The 16,860-nt window shown below is 42.3% G+C and carries 16 protein-coding genes; 5 read left to right on the plus strand and 11 right to left on the minus strand.

From position 1 onward, the window contains the following. Positions 1 to 395: 395 nt before the first annotated feature. The 7 genes from lptF to H3L97_RS01240 form a co-directional block, all read right to left on the minus strand. Complete coding sequence (lptF, locus tag H3L97_RS01210) at positions 396 to 1,496, minus strand: LPS export ABC transporter permease LptF (protein WP_097113773.1); 1,101 nt, start codon at positions 1,494 to 1,496, stop codon at positions 396 to 398. 114 nt (positions 1,497 to 1,610) lie between these two features. Continuing rightward, positions 1,611 to 2,693, minus strand: a complete 1,083-nt coding sequence (locus H3L97_RS01215) for a sulfate/molybdate ABC transporter ATP-binding protein (RefSeq protein ID WP_097113774.1) — start codon at positions 2,691 to 2,693, stop codon at positions 1,611 to 1,613. A gap of 41 nt (positions 2,694 to 2,734) precedes the next feature. Beyond that, on the minus strand, positions 2,735 to 3,169 hold the full coding sequence (locus tag H3L97_RS01220; protein WP_179655786.1) for an META domain-containing protein: 435 nt from the start codon (positions 3,167 to 3,169) through the stop codon (positions 2,735 to 2,737). Between the two features lie 92 nt (positions 3,170 to 3,261). Beyond that, entirely contained in the window at positions 3,262 to 3,753 is a 492-nt protein-coding gene (locus tag H3L97_RS01225) for a hypothetical protein (RefSeq protein ID WP_097113776.1), read from the minus strand. Positions 3,754 to 3,818: 65 nt separating this feature from the next. Next, positions 3,819 to 4,670 carry a sulfate ABC transporter permease subunit CysW gene (gene cysW, locus H3L97_RS01230; RefSeq protein ID WP_097113830.1) on the minus strand — a complete coding sequence of 284 codons (852 nt, stop codon included), beginning with the start codon at positions 4,668 to 4,670 and terminating at the stop codon, positions 3,819 to 3,821. 29 nt (positions 4,671 to 4,699) lie between these two features. After that, positions 4,700 to 5,521: a sulfate ABC transporter permease subunit CysT gene (gene cysT, locus H3L97_RS01235; RefSeq protein WP_097113777.1), complete on the minus strand. Its 822-nt coding sequence runs from the start codon at positions 5,519 to 5,521 to the stop codon at positions 4,700 to 4,702. A 181-nt stretch (positions 5,522 to 5,702) separates the two neighbouring features. Next, positions 5,703 to 6,758 (minus strand): sulfate ABC transporter substrate-binding protein, encoded by a 1,056-nt coding sequence (locus H3L97_RS01240; RefSeq protein WP_097113778.1) that lies wholly within the window; start codon positions 6,756 to 6,758, stop codon positions 5,703 to 5,705. A gap of 405 nt (positions 6,759 to 7,163) precedes the next feature. Here H3L97_RS01240 and cysG point away from each other — a divergent pair, with 405 nt between their 5' ends. Together cysG and H3L97_RS12165 are read left to right on the plus strand one after the other, a co-directional pair. Then, entirely contained in the window at positions 7,164 to 8,576 is a 1,413-nt protein-coding gene (gene cysG / locus H3L97_RS01245) for a siroheme synthase CysG (protein ID WP_097113779.1), read from the plus strand. A 124-nt stretch (positions 8,577 to 8,700) separates the two neighbouring features. Beyond that, the gene (locus H3L97_RS12165) at positions 8,701 to 9,534 is read left to right on the plus strand and encodes an elongation factor 1-alpha C-terminal domain-related protein (protein WP_179655788.1); all 834 of its coding nucleotides are present in this window, start codon (positions 8,701 to 8,703) and stop codon (positions 9,532 to 9,534) included. 72 nt (positions 9,535 to 9,606) lie between these two features. On the opposite strand, the gene H3L97_RS01255 is transcribed toward H3L97_RS12165, so the two are convergent. Further along, a complete protein-coding gene (locus H3L97_RS01255; RefSeq protein WP_097113781.1) occupies positions 9,607 to 10,008 on the minus strand; it encodes a hypothetical protein in 402 nt (133 codons plus the stop codon). A gap of 318 nt (positions 10,009 to 10,326) precedes the next feature. Here H3L97_RS01255 and H3L97_RS01260 point away from each other — a divergent pair, with 318 nt between their 5' ends. The 3 genes from H3L97_RS01260 (at position 10,327) to H3L97_RS01270 (ending at position 13,895) form a co-directional block, all read left to right on the plus strand. Next, on the plus strand, positions 10,327 to 12,081 hold the full coding sequence (locus H3L97_RS01260) for an assimilatory sulfite reductase (NADPH) flavoprotein subunit (RefSeq protein WP_097113782.1): 1,755 nt from the start codon (positions 10,327 to 10,329) through the stop codon (positions 12,079 to 12,081). A gap of 100 nt (positions 12,082 to 12,181) precedes the next feature. Then, positions 12,182 to 13,372 (plus strand): AAA family ATPase, encoded by a 1,191-nt coding sequence (locus H3L97_RS01265; RefSeq protein WP_097113783.1) that lies wholly within the window; start codon positions 12,182 to 12,184, stop codon positions 13,370 to 13,372. Next, positions 13,365 to 13,895, plus strand: coding sequence for a hypothetical protein (locus tag H3L97_RS01270; protein WP_097113784.1), 531 nt, complete (start codon positions 13,365 to 13,367; stop codon positions 13,893 to 13,895). Before H3L97_RS01265 ends, H3L97_RS01270 begins: the two co-directional genes overlap by 8 nt. Positions 13,896 to 13,961: 66 nt before the next feature. Here H3L97_RS01270 and H3L97_RS01275 read toward each other — a convergent pair whose 3' ends face one another. From H3L97_RS01275 to H3L97_RS01285, 3 genes are all read right to left on the minus strand, one after another. Then, entirely contained in the window at positions 13,962 to 15,173 is a 1,212-nt protein-coding gene (locus H3L97_RS01275; RefSeq protein WP_097113785.1) for an NADH:flavin oxidoreductase/NADH oxidase family protein, read from the minus strand. Between the two features lie 132 nt (positions 15,174 to 15,305). Beyond that, positions 15,306 to 16,391 carry a hypothetical protein gene (locus H3L97_RS01280; RefSeq protein WP_097113786.1) on the minus strand — a complete coding sequence of 362 codons (1,086 nt, stop codon included), beginning with the start codon at positions 16,389 to 16,391 and terminating at the stop codon, positions 15,306 to 15,308. 2 nt (positions 16,392 to 16,393) lie between these two features. After that, positions 16,394 to 16,714, minus strand: a complete 321-nt coding sequence (locus H3L97_RS01285) for an ArsR/SmtB family transcription factor (protein WP_097113787.1) — start codon at positions 16,712 to 16,714, stop codon at positions 16,394 to 16,396. Between the last annotated feature and the right edge of the window lie 146 nt (positions 16,715 to 16,860).

A 16,860-nucleotide genomic window follows, 5' to 3' on the forward strand; every position in this document is an offset into this window, starting at 1 on the left:
TTTTTTACACTTATTAAATTTAAATATGCTGGGCAAAATCATTGTTTTCATGATGACTCATTTTGGTGCGTGATATGCACCCTACTGAACTGATTACGTTTATTTGGCTGAAACACAGGCAGACTGAAACCTTTGCAAAACCCACTTTTAAATTGATGTAGGGGCGGATTTCATATCTGCCTCTTTTCAATTTAGGGTTCATTCATTTCAAAATAGGACGAGTGTAGGGTACAACTTGTTGCACCATTTTCCTGATAAAACATGGATTTGGTGCAACAAGTTGCACCCTACATGGTGTCCCAAAAATAAAAATTGCTGCACATCTAAACAGGGCAGATATGAAATCTGCCCCTACGAATTGAGTTTTGCAAAAGTTTCAGACTGCAACGCCCTGCTTATTTGAATGCGTTTTTTAAGCCACGCCAAAAGGGTTGCGCTGGCACCGAACGCATACGCAGCAACAACACAAAACACCCCAAAATCAACAGGTGCATGGGCAAAAATCCCACCCAAAATGGGATTTTGCCGTCTTCCACCGCATCGCGCAGCAAGGTTAAACCGTTTTGATACAACAAGAAAAATCCCACCGCCACCAAAACGTGATACGAATTGCCCGTGCGCGGATTGAAATAGGAAATGGGAATCGCCAATAAACTCAATAAAATCACGGTTAAAGGCATGGAAACGCGCCACATCAATTCGGCTTGGTATTTGGGTTGCGGGCTGCCCAATAAATCGCGGCTGGGTATGGTGCGGCGGTGGTCTATGGGGCTGATTAATTTGGGGGTGGTGTTGATGATGAGCGACAGGTTTTCAAATGCCACTTCGTCAAAATCGCCCTGCCCTGCTTTGCCGCTATAACGGTAGCCTTGTTGCAATACCAATTTGCGTTGGTTGTTGCTCAAATCAAAATACCCTTGTTTGGCAAAAATCACGCTGTCGCGCCCGTTTGGGTCTGTTTCGCGCAAAAAGACGTTGCGGATTTCGCCTTTTTGGGTGTCAAAGGTTTCTACAAAATAAATGCGTCCGTTTTTTTTGCCCAGTTCGGCAAATCTGCCTGATTCAATCAGCGATAGGTTTTGTTTTTGTTTCAACAATTCGGCGTATTCTCGGCTGCGCAATTCTGCCCATGGCAATACCGCCAGTTGCATGACCGCCACCACCATCGCCAATGGCACGGCAAATGCCAGCACGGGCTTAATCCACAATCGCAAACCCAAACCGCTTGCCAACCAAATGGACATTTCGCTGTCGCGCCAATAGCGTGTGAGTACGGTTAAAATGCTGATGTAGGCGGTTAAAACCAGCAACAATGGGGTCATGCCCAACGTCCAAAAGCCGATGAGTGCCGCTACTGCGTCAATTGCCACGCGCCCATCGGCTGCGCGTCCGAGCAGGTTAATGCCTTGTGTGAAAACCAAAATCGCCAAGACAACCAAGAAAATTGCCATGGCGGTGAGCGTGGTTTCTTTGATAAATTGTTTTTGAAAAATCATGGTGTCATCGTGTCAATGCAATTGCGTGGCATTCTAACCGAATTTCAGGCTGCCTGAAAGTACGCTCATTGAACGCGCCGATTGCCACGCAAACATTTGAAACTTAAAAAAATATCAAATCACATATTCCACCATTTCAGGCAGCCTGAACACGCTGGTTTGCTGCGGCAACAACCACACCGCATCGCCCACTTGCACATTCACATCGTCCCATTGCGCTGGCGACAATGCCGACCAAAACCATTTGGGCGATTCGGGTAGCTGCGTTGCCACGCGCACCATCGCACCAAGATGATGAATTTGCACCACTTTTGCCAAACCAATGGCATTTTCAGGCTGCGTGGTGTACAAATACAAGGCATGGGGGCGCACATAGGCAACCACATTTTGCCGTTCGTGAATGGGGGGATTGAGCGTTTCGCGGTAAGCACCAATGTGCAATTTGCCTTGCTCAATTTTGGCAAATTCAAAGGCATTGGTTTCGCCCAAAAATTCATGCACAAACACATGATTTGGTGCATGATACAAATCTTGTCCTGTGCCAACTTTCGCCACAACACCATGATTCATAATCACAATTTGGTCTGCCATTTCCAATGCTTCTTCTTGGTCGTGCGTAACCAAAATGGTGGTGATGCCCAATTTTTGCTGAATTTGCCGCAACCAAGCACGCAATTCTTTGCGGACTTTCGTGTCCAATGCCCCAAAAGGTTCGTCCAATAAAAGCAATTTGGGCTGGGTTGCCAAAGCGCGTGCAAGTGCAATGCGTTGGCGTTGTCCACCCGACAGTTGTGCTGGATAGGCTTTTGCCAAATGTTCTAACTGCACCAATTTCAGCAATTCATCAACTGTTTGTTTAATTTGAATTTTATTGGGTCGTGTGGCGCGTGGTTTCACTTCTAAACCGAAAGCAATGTTGTCTGCCACATTCATGTGCCGAAACAGCGCGTAATGTTGAAACATGAAACCCACTTGCCGTTCGCGTACAGGCGTGTGGGAAACATCTTGATTGTCAAACAGAATTTGTCCATTGGTGGCGGTTTCCAAGCCCGCGATAATCCGCAACAGCGTGGTTTTGCCGCAACCGCTTGGCCCCAGCAAGGCGGTTAGGCTGCCTGAATCGGCGGTTAGGTTGATGTCTTTTAAGGCGTGGAATTTGCCGAAATGTTTGTTCAGGTTTTTGATTTGGATAGACATGGTTTATTTTCCCATATTTTTGTTTTCAGGCTGCCTGAAAATTACTTAATTTGTTTAAATTGAATGATTTGTCCTGTTTTATCAGAAATAATTAAAAAATTATCTTTAAATTCATAGTGATTGCCTTTACTGAAAAAGTGCGATAAAGCCATTTCCAAATCACTTGTCGTACCACAATACATCAATGTTGAAGTGGCAGTGAGTTTGTCAGTAGGTTCAATGGTTTGATTTTTTTCATCAAATTGAAATTTTTCCATACCCGTTGCATTGCAGCCTGCATCAATCCCAATGCCACCGTCTTTGACCGAAAAAACAATTCGTGTGCGTGGCGTAAGATGATGTAGATTTTTATCGTGGGCGTGAATCAGTTTCACAAATTGCCAATGTGTGCCGTCCAATGAGAGATTGGGGGCTGACTGGGTTGGCGCACATGCACCAAGCATTAAAATTATCAAGAAGTGAGTTAATTTTTTCATTTTCATTCATTATTTTCAAATATTTTTCAGGCTGCCTGAAAATGATTTTTCGCCATTTTGTAGGGTGCGTATCACGCACCGAATTTACGGATTTAATTGGACAAATTTTTATACAATTTCCAATAATACAAAATCACCAATTCATCGTTAATACAGCTTAAATAATCCAAAATATAGCCAAGCGCGGTATCTTGGTCGCTGGGGTCGGGTTGGTTATCCAAAATGGACGGATAAAGCAAACCAATGGTCAATCGTTGCGCGTATTGGGCTGGATTGCTTAATTTATCGTGCAACTTCCACGCAATCACACGGCGGTCTTCCAATTGTTTGGCAGAAATTTGTTTCGCCAAATATCCTTTGGCAAATCTTAAATCTATCAATAAGCTATCCAAATTGGCAAATTTGAGCTGCTGAAATTTTTTCTCAATAAAATCAATCGTCAAATCCATAAATACAGGATAAGTTAAGCGTTCAATGATTTGCTGTTCTTCAATAAGCGATTCAACTGTAAACAGAATTTTTGCTGCGCCACTATATTGTTCGGCATGTTGCAGAATGGTGTTTTTGATGTCATTAAAATTCATAGGAAAATACTCTTTTTATGTAGCGTGTAGGCTTTTCAGGCTGCCTGAAAAGGCGTTTCATGACATTATTGATGTGTCTCTCGCGCCGCCATTGCCAAAGCTTTACGCTGTCGCCAATCCAAAAAATTTTGCAACAGCAAAGTCAGCAAAGCCAAAAACGCCAACACACTGGACAAGGCAAATGCCGCCGTAAACTGGTATTCGTTGTACAAAATTTCCACTTGCAAAGGTAAAGTGTTGGTTTGACCGCGAATATGCCCCGACACCATGCTCACCGCGCCAAATTCGCCCATCGCCCGCGCATTGGTCAAAATGATGCCATACAGCAACGCCCATTTCACATTGGGCAAAGTAACGCGCCAAAACATCTGCCACGCATTCGCACCCAAGATTAAGGCTGCCTGTTCTTCGCTGCTGCCCTGCGTTTGCATGATGGGAATCAATGACTTGGCAACAAAGGGAAAGGTAACAAACAAAGTTGCCAAAATCATGCTGGGCAATGCAAACACAATCTGTATGTTGTGCGATTCCAGCCAGCCACCCATTGCCGAATTTGCGCCAAACAGCAACACAAACATCAAACCCGCCACCACAGGCGATACGGAAAATGGCAAATCCAATAAGGTACTCAGCCATTGTTTACCATAAAAATCAAAACGGGTCAGCAGCCACGCCATTGCCATACCCAAAATCACATTCAATGGCACAACAATTGCCGCAATGGTCAGCGTTAATTTCAGCGCGTGCAAGGCTTCAGGGTCAGTCAGCGCGGCAAGATAGAGCCGCCAGCCACCTTCCAGCGCATAATAAAACACCGACAGCAATGGCACCAGCAACATCATCGCCAAAAAAAGCAATGCCACCGCAATCAGAACACAGCGCAAATAAGGGGGTTCGGTTAAATGTTGGTTGTCCATAAAAAATCCTTTCAGGCTGCCTGAACCATTCAGCCACCCACACGCCGATTCAATCGCCATTGCCAAATGTTCAACGCAAACAAAATCAAAAATGAAATCATGAGCATCATCAATGCCACCGCGCTCGCCCCTTGAATGTCAAACAACTCAAATTTGCCCGCAATAATCAGGGGCAAAATTTCCGATTCCATCGGAATATTGCCTGCGATGAAAATCACCGAACCGTATTCGCCCGTTGCCCGCGCAAACGCCATGCCCGCACCCATGACCACAGCAGGCAAAATTTCAGGCAGCAACACCCTGCGAAACACCACCCCACGCCCAGCTCCCAAAGTGGCAGCCGCCTCTTCGTATTCGGGCGACAATTCTGCCAACACAGGTTGCACCGCACGCACCACAAAGGGCAAACTCACCACAATCAGCGCAATCCAAATCCCAATGGGGGTAAAGGCAATTTTGAAAGGAACATACTGCCCAATCAAACCATTGGGCGCGTACAAACTCGCCAATGCCACCCCCATAACGGCAGTGGGCAAGGCAAAGGGCAAATCCACCAGCGCATTCACCACACTTTTGCCCCAAAAATCATAACGCACCAACACCCACGCCACCAAAGTACCAAAAAACACATTGGTCAGCGTGGCATACAGCGACATTTTCAGCGTCAAAGTCATGGCAAACAGGGTGCGTTCATCGCCCACCGTGTGCCAAAACGCCTGCCAACCCATGTCCGAAACGGTGTAAAGCAACATCGCAAGCGGCAAAAACACCATCAACGATAAAGCCAAAATGCTGATGCCCAAGCTCAATCCAAAAGCAGGTAAGACGCTGTATTGTTTTAGTAATTTCATTTTGGTGGTAATCCTTATCGTGCCAGCATTTCGCTCCCTCTCCTGTGGGAGAGGGCTGGGGAGAGGGCAAAAGTGCCACAAACTCAACGGTTTTTACCCTCTCCCTAACCCTCTCCCACAGGAGAGGGAATGAGATTTGTGGCACATCAAAAATGCTTTCAGGCTGCCTGAAAACACAAACTCAACGCTTATTGATTTGGTCAAACACACCGCCATCGGCAAAATGCGTTTTCATTATCTCATCCCAAGAACCAAACACATCATTGGCGCGGAACGTTTCCACTTTCGGAAAACGCGCTGCGTGTTTTGCCAAAATTTCCGCCTTGCTGGGGCGCAAATACAATTTTGCTGCCAATTCTTGTGCTTCATCGCTCCACAAATGCGCCAAATAATCGTGGGCAATTTGCGCCGTGCCTTTTTTATCAGCCACGCCATTCACAACGGCAACTGGGCTTTCCATCGCAATGGAATAGCTGGGATAAATGATTTCAAATTCGCCTTTACCAAAAGTTTGCGCGGCTAAATTCGCTTCATTTTCAAAGGTAATCAGCGCATCGCCCATTTTGCGTTCAATGAAAGATGTGGTTGCGCCGCGTCCGCCCGCTTCCAAAACGACAGCATTGGCAAACAATTTTTGCGTGAACACTTTGGCGGCATCGTGATTATTCGCGTTTTCTTTCAAGGCATAGCCGTAAGCCGCCAAGAAAGTGTAGCGACCATTGCCCGAAGTTTTGGGGTTGGCAATGACCAGTTTCACATCAGGCTGGGTCAAATCTGCCCAATTTTTGATGTTTTTCGGATTGCCTTTGCGAACCAAAAACACGGTGGTGCTGGTAAACGGTACGGCATGATTCGGCAATTTTTGTTGCCAATCTTTTGAAACCAAACCTTTTTTCTCCAACAATTCAATATCAGACGATTGGTTCATCGTAACCACATCGGCTTTCAAACCATTTGCCACCGACAAAGCCTGCTTACTTGAACCGCCATGCGATTGTTGAATGTCCACCTGTTTGCCTTGCGCCTGATAATTCTTGATAAACAATGGGTTAAATTCTTTATAAAAATCACGCATCACATCGTAAGACACATTCAAAATTTGCGTGGCGTTGGCTGCCTGAATGGGGGCGGCACCTTGCTCTGGTGGATTGTTTTGCGCCTTGCTGCCACCACCGCAGGCTGCCAGCGCAAAACCCAAACCCAAAACGGCAAATAAAGTTTTATTTTTAAAAATCATGATGTTGCCTCTTTTTCTGAAAAGGGTTAAACAAAAAGCACAATCATATTAGACACAATCACACATTTCACAAAATACCCTTATTCAATATTGAATATTCAATTTAATTCTATGCGGCAAAATGGCAATTTTTTCATCAAAAAATGATTTAAATTCAATAGTTAGACTTAAAAATTATATCTTAAATGGATAAATGGTATTTCTATCACTTTTCAGGCAGCCTGTAAGATGAAAAACACCAAAAACGACAGCAATTTCGCTCCCTCTCCTGCGGGAGAGGGCTGGGGAGAGGGTTTGCCGCCCCACCAGCCCTCTCTCCATCTCTCTCCCAGAGGGAGAGAGGGTCAGATGGTTGTCAATTTAACAATATGCTGATTTCAAATAAAAAATACAGGAACACAAAACATGGACTACCTGCCCTTATTTTTCAATTTGCGCGACAAACCCGTTTTGGTGGTGGGGGGTGGCGATGTTGCCACGCGCAAAATCGCGCTGTTGCGTCAAGCCCAAGCGCGTGTTTTGGTGGTGGCACACACTTTGTGCGATGAAATTCAACAGCAGGTTCAAGAAAATCAACTCATTTGGCTTGCCAAAGAATTTGATGAAAATCAACTGGATAATGCCTATTTTACCATCGCCGCCACCAATGACCCCACGCTCAATCAACGCATTTTTCAGGCAGCCAGCCAAAAAAATCGCCCCGTAAACAGCGTAGATGATTTGGCGCATTGCGACATGATTTTTCCGTCCATTATTGACCGCAGCCCCGTGCAAATTGCCATTTCCAGCTCGGGCGTGTCGCCTGTTTTGATTCGCTTGTTGCGCGAAAAACTGGAAAGCCTGTTGCCCCAACACATTTCCGTTATGGCACAAATCGCGCAAAAATGGCGAAATCCCGTTAAAAAACAACTGTCTCATATCACACAACGCCGTTATTTTTGGGAAAGCCTGTTCAATCACACCGATTTTCAGCGTTTGTGCGAACAGCAACAAATTGAACAAGCCCATGATTTTGTTGAACAACATTTGCACCATCATCAACCCATTTCAGGCAGCGTTTCTTTGGTTGGGGCGGGTTCGGGCGATGCAGGTCTTTTAACAATCAAAGGCTTACAACGCATTCAAGAAGCCGATGTCGTTTTGTACGATGCCCTTGTTTCACAAGATGTGTTGAATTTGGTTCGCCGCGATGCCGAGCAAATTTATGTGGGCAAACGCGCCAAACATCATCATTTAAAACAAAATGAAATCAATGATTTAATGCTTAAACTGGCACAAGAAGGCAAGCGTGTGGTGCGGCTCAAAGGGGGCGACCCTTTTGTGTTTGGGCGCGGTGGCGAAGAATTAAGCGTTTTAAAACAAGCAGGTATTCCGTTTGACGTGGTGCCAGCCGTTACCGCCGCAACCTCAGCCACCGCCTACGCAGGTATCCCATTGACACACCGCGATTTTTCGCAATCGGTAACGCTGATTACAGGCTGCAACCAAGCCGAACAAACCCCCGAATCGTGGCGATTTTTGGCACAAGCCAACCAAACCATCGTTGTGTACATGGGTGCAATGAAAGCCTTTGAATTACAAGAACAATTATTGCAACACGGCAAAAATCCCGACACGCCAGTCGCCATCATCAACAAAGGCACGCTGCCTGAACAAAGCGTTCACATTGGTACGCTTAAACATTTGTCTGAATTGGCAAAGTTGGCACAAAGCCCATCTTTGATGGTCATTGGCGAAACGGTGTCTTTGCACGAAGAATTGCGTTGGTTTGGCGAATACCGTTTGCCACAACGCGAACGGATTTTGCAGGCTGCCTGAAAGTCCTAGCGGACGGCAACCGTTTTCGTAGTCGGGCATTCATGCCCGACACAATGCGCCGTGATTCATCATGTTGGGCATAAATGCCCGACCTACAAATCATCGTGAAACAAGAAAAAATAATATGGAAAACAATATCCTACGCAAACCCAATTTATGGCAAATCCCCCACATTCCTGATGAAACCCTTTTCAGGCTGCCTGAAAAAATCGCCACGCTACAAAATCGCCTGAAACACATTTTTCAACATCATCAAAATGTTAAATTGGCAAACAGCTTGGCGGTGGAAGACACCGTAATTTTGCACGAACTGGCGCAAATGGGCGCAAATTGCGTGAGTTTTGTTTTGGAAACAGGCAAATTGAACGCGGAAACTTTGCGCCTTGCCCAAAAATTGCAAACGGATTATCCCAATATTCCATTTGAATTTTACTATCCAAATCAAAAGGATAGCGATGATTATGTGAAAAATTTTGGCGAATTTGCCTTTTACGAAAGCGTGGATTTACGCAAACGATGTTGTTTTATCCGCAAAATTGAACCGCTCAATCGCGCATTACAAGGCGCAAACGCTTGGCTTACTGGGCAAAGGCGCGAACAATCCATTACACGCCAAGAGCTTGATTTTCAGGCAGCTTTGTGTTGGTTTGACGATACGCCGCTCAATCCTGCACGAAAATATTGGCTCAAACACGGCACGCAGACGGTCGCGGCAAAAATCAAGCAAATTGAATATGTGTGGGACGTGCAAACTTTAAGCCGCGCCCAGTCAGCAGATACTTTAAAAATCAATGATATTGCGCGTGTCAGCATTGCCACGCAACAGCCGATTTGTGCCACCACTTACGCAGAAAATCAGGCAACTGGCGCGTTTATTTTGATTGATGAAGCGACAAATCACACGGTGGCGGCAGGCATGATTTCGGGGGAAGATGTGTTGGATACGTTTGAAATTTAAGGAAAATGTAGGGTGCAACTTGTTGCACCAACTTCAAATTGGTTTACGGTGCAACAAGTTGCACCCTACATTTCACACGTTTTCAAATGCTCTTAAAAAATCTTCTGGATTTTGTTCAAAACGAATGTGTCCTTCTGATTTTAAAGATTTTTTTGTGCCTTGAAAGGCTGGCAGAATATAGCCCCACTTGGCACGTTTGGAAAAATAGACCACATAATCAATCGGTGTAGGCGCATTTTTCCATTTGTTTTCCACTTTAATGTTGTCATCAGGCGTGTCTAAACATTTGACTTGAATGCGATAAAGTTTTATACCATCGCTGACTTGAACATCGGTTTTTGAACCCAAATCAACGCCGGGTTTACTGGCTTCCCAGCCGCCATTCAATAACCAAGCAAGGAGCATATATTCAAAACTGTGATTTTGGTAATGAGATAAAGTGTTTTCGTGTAATGGTGTTTTGCGAATAGGCATAATCAACCTCAATTAAGAGTTTGTTACACCATATTCAGCTTTGGCTGAATGAATATGGATACTGCATGGAAATGCCCTGAACACAGTTGTAGCCCAAATGTTCAAGACCGTTAGTAACCTGATTGGTTCATACTCCAATTTTACTAGGAAACCAAACCCTTATTGTCCCTGCATGGCGCAATAATACAATATTTGTAAAATCGGCAGTCATTGTGACTGAAACGGTTGATGAAAATGGAAATTTTAATTTTCAGTATTTTGTTTGTCAATTTTATTTTGTTGAATTTTTATTATAGATAAAAAAATCAAAGGAATACCATGAACCCCATTCCAAATGAACTCACGCCCCACCTTGCCGCGCTCACGCCTGTTCAGTTGGCGTGGCTGTCGGGCTATTGCTGGGCAAAAGCCAATGGCGAAACGCACCCCGACACGCTTTCAGGCAGCCTGAATATGACATCAAGTGCAAACGCCGAATCTTTAAATATTCACATTGTTTCCGCATCGCAAACGGGCAATGCGCGTGGCGTTGCCCAACAATTAAGCGAAAAATTGACCGCTTTGGGTGTGGCGCATCAACACAGCCACGCGGCGGATTTCAAGCCCAAGTCTTTGGCAGAAAACGACATTGTTTTGCTGATTACGTCCACACAAGGCGAGGGCGAACCGCCCGAAGAAGCCGTAAGTTTGCACAAATTCTTGCACGGCAAAAAAGCCCCCAAATTGAATGAATTGCGTTTTGCTGTTTTGGGTTTGGGCGACAGTTCTTATCCGAAATTCTGCGGTGCTGCGCGTGAATTTGACGCGAAATTGGCGGATTTGGGCGCAAGCCGTTTGATGAATTTGACGGAATGCGATTTGGATTTTCAGGCTGCCGCGCAAAATTGGGTTGAACAAATCGGTTTGCAAATCAAAGTATTGGCAAATTCACAAAATCAAAATGCCAGCCAAAATCTTTCAGGCAGCCTGAATGCGAGTTCCTCGCCCGAAAATGCGTTTTCCAAAGAAAAACCGTTTGCCGCCACGCTTTTAACGCGCCAAAAAATCACAGGGCGCGGTTCGGACAAAGATGTGCGCCACATTGAATTGGATTTGTCGGGTTCGGGCATGACTTATCAAGTTGGCGATGCCTTGGGCGTTTGGTTCAGCAATGATGTTGATTTGGTTGATGAAATTTTGAATGCGGTGGGTTTGGCAGACGATGAAAATCTGCGCGACCAACTGGTTCACAAAATGGAAATCACGCAAAACACGCCCCAATTTGTGAAAAATTATGCGGCAATCGCCCAAAATGCTGATTTAAATCAAGTGATTGGCGATGATGTCAATGCTTTTGTGCAAGCCAATCCGATTGTGGGGATTGTGCAAAAATATCCGACAAAATTGTCGTCAGAACAATTACTTGGCTTGTTGCGACCGATTGCGCCGCGCTTGTATTCCATTTCGTCCGCGCAAGACGAGGTGGGCGAGGAGGTGCATTTGACGGTGGGTGCGTTGCGTTACGAACACGATGGCAAAATCCGCGAGGGTGGCGCATCCAGTTTTTTGGCGAGACGTGCCGCAGAAGATGGACAAATTCATGTTTTTGTGGAACAAAATCCGCATTTCAGGCTGCCCGAAAATCCTGCCACGCCCATTATCATGATTGGTGCTGGCACGGGCATTGCGCCATTTCGCGCCTTTGTGCAACAGCGTGCTGCCAGCGAAGCAACTGGCGAAAATTGGTTGATTTTTGGCAATCCACACGCCAGCGAAGATTTCTTGTACCAAACCGAGTGGCAACAATTTGCCAAAGACGGCTATTTGCACCGATACCATTTTGCGTGGTCGCGCGACCAAGCGGAAAAAATCTATGTGCAAGATAAGATTAGGGAAAATGCCCAATTATTCTGGCAATGGTTGCAAAATGGCGCACACGTTTATGTGTGTGGCGATGCCAGCAAAATGGCAAAAGACGTGGAACGCGCTTTAATTGATGTGATTGAATCACAAGGGAAAATGTCGCGCGATGACGCGGAAGAGTGGCTGGACGAATTGCGCCAGAATAAGCGGTATCAGCGTGATGTGTATTGATTAACATAAAAACAGGGTAAAGTTTAGGCTTTATCCTGTTTTTCTTTGGTTTTTCGGTTATAATCATTTTGTCTTTATTCCAGAATTTGGATTTTATATTATGATTATTACCCGTTTAAAAATTGACAATCTTTATGGATTTCAAGATTTTGAGTTGGATTTGACTTATCCACGCAAACAGCCACAATCGTTTGTGGATTATGAATATTTGGAAGATGTACCGAGCTTTAAATTTAAGCGCGTGTGTATTTTAATGGGGACAAATGCGAGTGGAAAAACTTCGTTGGGAAAAGTGATTTGGGGTATTCAAACCTATATCAATAGAAATTTATCTAGATTGCCAATACAACTCTATGAAGCTATTTGTGATAAGAGAAAATCAGCTCAAATTGAAATAGAATTTGTGATTCCTGATTTAAATATTTTTCAATACATTTTTATTGAATTTAAGGAACAAGAAATCACTAATAAAAAAGAATATCAAATTAAATTACTGCCTAATGATACCAATTTGACAGTACAAAAACGACTAAAGCAAAAAAAATCCGAACCAATTGATTTAAACAATTCTTCAAATGATATATTATCGCTTTTAAACCAAACTCAAATGACTAAAACATTTACTGCTCCTTTTTCTTATAAATTTGTAAAAAATGATAATAATCGTTTCCAATTAGGGAGTACATTAAACAGTAATAATTTAAATAAATTACTACCCATTTTACAAACATTTGATACTACAATTGTAGATGTTAGTCCACTAATAACGGAAAAAAAAGATGGGGAGAGCATTTTTGAGGGCTATACTGTTTTCTTTGAAAATGGTGATACAGTTAAAGTAACTGATGATGGAGAAACATTTACTGAAAGAGAAAAAAATCGCTTTTCTAAAGGGACTTATGATGTATTAAGTGTTGCGGATTTTATTTTGCGAATTTTAAAAAATGTGAATACTTCCAGCAGTGCAACTTATTTCCTAGACGAGAAACTCGCGTCCAGCCATTCCGAATTGGAAATGACAATTTTGAATTTGATTATTCAAAAACTCAATAAACATTCGCAATTTTTCTATACCACGCACAATTATGATGTGCTGGATTTGAATTTGCCCGCACACAGTTTTGTGTTTTTACATAAGGAAAATGGTTATTGCCAAGCCGAGCAGCCTGAAAAATTGGGTTTCTCAAAAAATGATAGAAAATTAAAAGGTTATGTTCGCAATAATTATTTCCGTACTGTGCCATCTACGCATTTGTTGGATGAATTGATGTGGGGGGAAGATGATGAATAAAGTGAAAAATCCACCTAAAATCACGGTTTTGGTAGAAGGAGAAAACGAGTTAAATTTTTGGCGAAAAATGGGATTTTTGGGTAGAGCAAAAATTTTCAATTTATGGCAAGCCAAAGCCAATACCATGAGTGGTTTATTGCGTGGCATTCAACAAGATGAACAAATCATCATTATTGCTGATACTGATGTTTTAAATGAACAAAATCGCTTTATTGCCAATGTGTTACAAATCAAAAAACATTGCAAATTGAAACCACATATTATTTGGCAAATCCAAAATTTTGAAGATGAATTGTGTTTCAGTTGTGGTTGCCGTCCAGCGCAATTATTTCAGCATTTTGATGCAGTTAATGCAGATGAATTTAAAAATAAATTCAATAAAGTCAATCAACTGGAAAATAAATTGACAGCCTGTAATCATGATAGAGACAAAATGTGGATGCGAAGTGGTAGCCAATTCAGTTTAAATTCGTCTGATTTAAATGATTTTATTCAGAATAATTTAGTTTTGCACAGACGTTAGTGTTTTCAGGCAGCCTGAAAATAAAAAAACACCGTTTAAAATCAAAATTTAAACGGTGTTTTTTGATTAACTTCGCCCCGTAGAAAGCCCAGCCTTCCCATTCGCCACAATCGTGTTGAACAACACTTTCCAAGCCGACAATTTGGGATTGGGCGATTTACCTTCGCCAATCAAACGCATTTGAGCCATATACCAATCCATTTCCAAAACCGCTCCCACTTTTTTATCAAGCGGTGTCAAGCCTGTTTTAATGCGGTTGGTGGTCAGCGTTTGGTATGTGCCATTTTGGATTTGATTGGGCAAATCAGGGATTAAGGCAAGCGGACGAGCAATGCCGATTAAATCTAAATTGCCACTTTTTAAAGCATCATTCATTGCCATTTCACTTCTAAATCCACCTGTGATGATGAGCGGAACTTGGCTGATTTTTCGGGATTTTTCGGCATAATCTAGGAAAAATGCTTCCCTTTGACGGGTGCTGGATTTTTCAGCCAGCATAGCAGGGCTTTCGTAGTTTCCACCAGAAATTTCAATAAAATCAATGCCCAATTCCGACAGTTTGGCAACAACGGCAAGACTGTCATTTTCATCAAAACCGCCTTTTTGAAAATCGGCTGAATTTAATTTCACGCCCACCAAAAAATCAGGACGGACATTTTCACGAATGCCTTGATAAATTTTTAATAAAAAATTCATTCGGTTAGCCAAACTTCCGCCCCAATCATCGTTTCGCTGATTGTGGTGTGGCGACAAAAATTGGCTGATTAAATAACCGTGCGCAGCGTGAATTTGCACACCACTAAATCCAGCTTGTTCAGCAATTTTGGCGGTTGTGATAAATTCGCCAATAATTTTTTCAATTTCAACCGCTTGCAAGGCTCTTGGCGGATTGATAAAACCGTCCATTCCCACCAGTGGCACGGCACTTGGGGCGACAGGTTCACGATTGACCGCTTTGGGCGATTGTTTGCCTGCGTGGTTGATTTGCATAATCATCAATGTGTTGGCGGTTTTGCCAGCATCTGCCCACGCTTTGAGCATAGCAAGCGAGCGGTCGTCCGACACCACGACATCGCCCACCGAACCTTTGCCGTTTGGCGACACCATCACATTGCCCGTAACCAGCACGCCCGCCCCGCCCAATGCCCAAGTGCGGTACAAATTGACAAGGGCTTGGGTCGGCTGATTGTCTATGGCAAGCTGTTCTTCCATTGCGGATTTGAAAAAGCGGTTTTTGGTGGTGGTGCCGTTGGGGAAAGTGAAAAGTTGGAATAGCATAAGAATGCCTCTTTTAAGTTTATATGTTTAAAAATTTAAACATATTATAAGCGATTTTTTAGGGAAGTCAAGAGTTTTCAGGCTGCCTGAAAGGAAAAAAGGTGTGGTATGCTCTACCAAAACTGTAATTTATTAAAAATATTTATTATAAATCAAACAAATAGAACAAAGCACCAATAATCCCAACACCATTTTTTGATGCCAATCCCAAAGCGATTGCCAGCGTAAATGATTATCTGGAATGTAACCAAACATTTTATCAATCTGCCGATTGGTTCGCCATTTTTGTAAAATTTTCAAGACACGCACCCCCGTTATTAAACTACAAAACCAAGTGATAAAAAGCCAATTCCAAAACCCCAAATAATCAGGTTTTGAATATTCCAATATTAAAGAGCCAAACATCAAAATAATAGAAAAATAAATCGCATATTTTTGCCAAATAAATAAATTAATTTGACTTTCAATACTACGCCAAATATGTTTTTTCATATCAATAAATAATTGATGATGATTGGAGGGCTGATAAAATTGAAAATAACCGTCAATTTCAATATTTTTTGATATTAAACCATATTTTTCATTGAGTTTTAATTCATTAATCTTATTGTCTATATCTTGACAAATATGTTTAACAGATTGTTCTCTAAAATTTTCATAAGTTTGATACCATTCCAAAAATTGAAAAAATCTTTTTTTGGATAAAAATAACCAAGAAAATATAGGATTAGAGCGAGTGCTAAATTTATTGTCTTTTGGTGTGGGAATACAGAAAGGCAACCAAGCTGATTTTGGAACATCTTTTAAATAAAGCGTTTGATTTGATGAAATGGTTATGGCAATTTCTATTGTTTGTTCATTTGGATTAACTGATAGAAATTCACGCATTTGTTTTATGGCAATTTTTTCTGACTTTATATCAATATTTCTTTTATTATAATCATAAAACCATTGATTAAAGCTTTCAAATTCTTCTGTATCAGATAATTCTAATTCGTTTTCTGGGTGTTGCTCAATAAAAGCGTCATCATCATAATCCACCAAACGAATATTACAATGCCAATTCTGTACAATAATTTTTTGATGAGCAATATCAACCAAATGATATTCCACAACTTCGCCATAAATAGGAAAATGCCTATTTTCCCACTCTTCAAAAGAAAATAATTCGGCAAAATTGGTAAAATCTTTAATCAATTCATTATTATATTTAATCATATTTAACCTTGATTACTCGGACAATATTTTTTCATCAATGCCACAAGTTCGCCCATTTTTTCAATTTCATCTTTCATCGCCAAACTGTAAAAGCGTTCTTTGCCGATTTGTTCTACGCTGACGGCATTGGCGGATAGCATAATTTTTAAATGGTGCGACACCGCAGGGCGAGACAAATGCAAATTTTCGGTAATGTCATTGACCCTCATCGCCCCATTTTCCAGCAATAATTTTAAAATCAAATGGCGGTTTTCGTCCGAAAGCACGGTAAAAATGGGAATGCAGTCTTTGAGCAAGGTCATTGCGTGGGCTTGTTCGTTCATATTTTTGGATTATGAGTTTAAAAATATCAACTGATTATAAAGCGGTATAACCAAAAAATCAATTTAGAATTTTAACTTATAAAACAAATAAGAAAACAATATTTTTATATGATATATCAATCAATTATCATGTAAACTTCACAATC

Origin of the sequence: Alysiella filiformis (assembly GCF_014054525.1) — a bacterium.
GTDB classification, from domain to species: domain Bacteria; phylum Pseudomonadota; class Gammaproteobacteria; order Burkholderiales; family Neisseriaceae; genus Simonsiella; species Simonsiella filiformis.

Bases quoted from the DNA above. Each gene is read 5' to 3' on its own strand.
- H3L97_RS01280 (WP_097113786.1), bottom strand. From the start codon at position 16,391: ATGATTAAATATAATAATGAATTGATTAAAGATTTTACCAATTTTGCC.
- H3L97_RS01215 (WP_097113774.1), bottom strand. From the start codon at position 2,693: ATGTCTATCCAAATCAAAAACCTGAACAAACATTTCGGCAAATTCCAC.
- H3L97_RS01225 (WP_097113776.1), bottom strand. From the start codon at position 3,753: ATGAATTTTAATGACATCAAAAACACCATTCTGCAACATGCCGAACAA.
- H3L97_RS01240 (WP_097113778.1), bottom strand. From the start codon at position 6,758: ATGATTTTTAAAAATAAAACTTTATTTGCCGTTTTGGGTTTGGGTTTT.
- H3L97_RS01255 (WP_097113781.1), bottom strand. From the start codon at position 10,008: ATGCCTATTCGCAAAACACCATTACACGAAAACACTTTATCTCATTAC.
- H3L97_RS01285 (WP_097113787.1), bottom strand. From the start codon at position 16,714: ATGAACGAACAAGCCCACGCAATGACCTTGCTCAAAGACTGCATTCCC.
- lptF (WP_097113773.1), bottom strand. From the start codon at position 1,496: ATGATTTTTCAAAAACAATTTATCAAAGAAACCACGCTCACCGCCATG.
- H3L97_RS01275 (WP_097113785.1), bottom strand. From the start codon at position 15,173: ATGCTATTCCAACTTTTCACTTTCCCCAACGGCACCACCACCAAAAAC.
- H3L97_RS12165 (WP_179655788.1), top strand. From the start codon at position 8,701: ATGGAAAACAATATCCTACGCAAACCCAATTTATGGCAAATCCCCCAC.
- cysW (WP_097113830.1), bottom strand. From the start codon at position 4,670: ATGGACAACCAACATTTAACCGAACCCCCTTATTTGCGCTGTGTTCTG.
- cysG (WP_097113779.1), top strand. From the start codon at position 7,164: ATGGACTACCTGCCCTTATTTTTCAATTTGCGCGACAAACCCGTTTTG.
- cysT (WP_097113777.1), bottom strand. From the start codon at position 5,521: ATGAAATTACTAAAACAATACAGCGTCTTACCTGCTTTTGGATTGAGC.
- H3L97_RS01260 (WP_097113782.1), top strand. From the start codon at position 10,327: ATGAACCCCATTCCAAATGAACTCACGCCCCACCTTGCCGCGCTCACG.
- H3L97_RS01220 (WP_179655786.1), bottom strand. From the start codon at position 3,169: ATGAAAAAATTAACTCACTTCTTGATAATTTTAATGCTTGGTGCATGT.
- H3L97_RS01265 (WP_097113783.1), top strand. From the start codon at position 12,182: ATGATTATTACCCGTTTAAAAATTGACAATCTTTATGGATTTCAAGAT.
- H3L97_RS01270 (WP_097113784.1), top strand. From the start codon at position 13,365: ATGAATAAAGTGAAAAATCCACCTAAAATCACGGTTTTGGTAGAAGGA.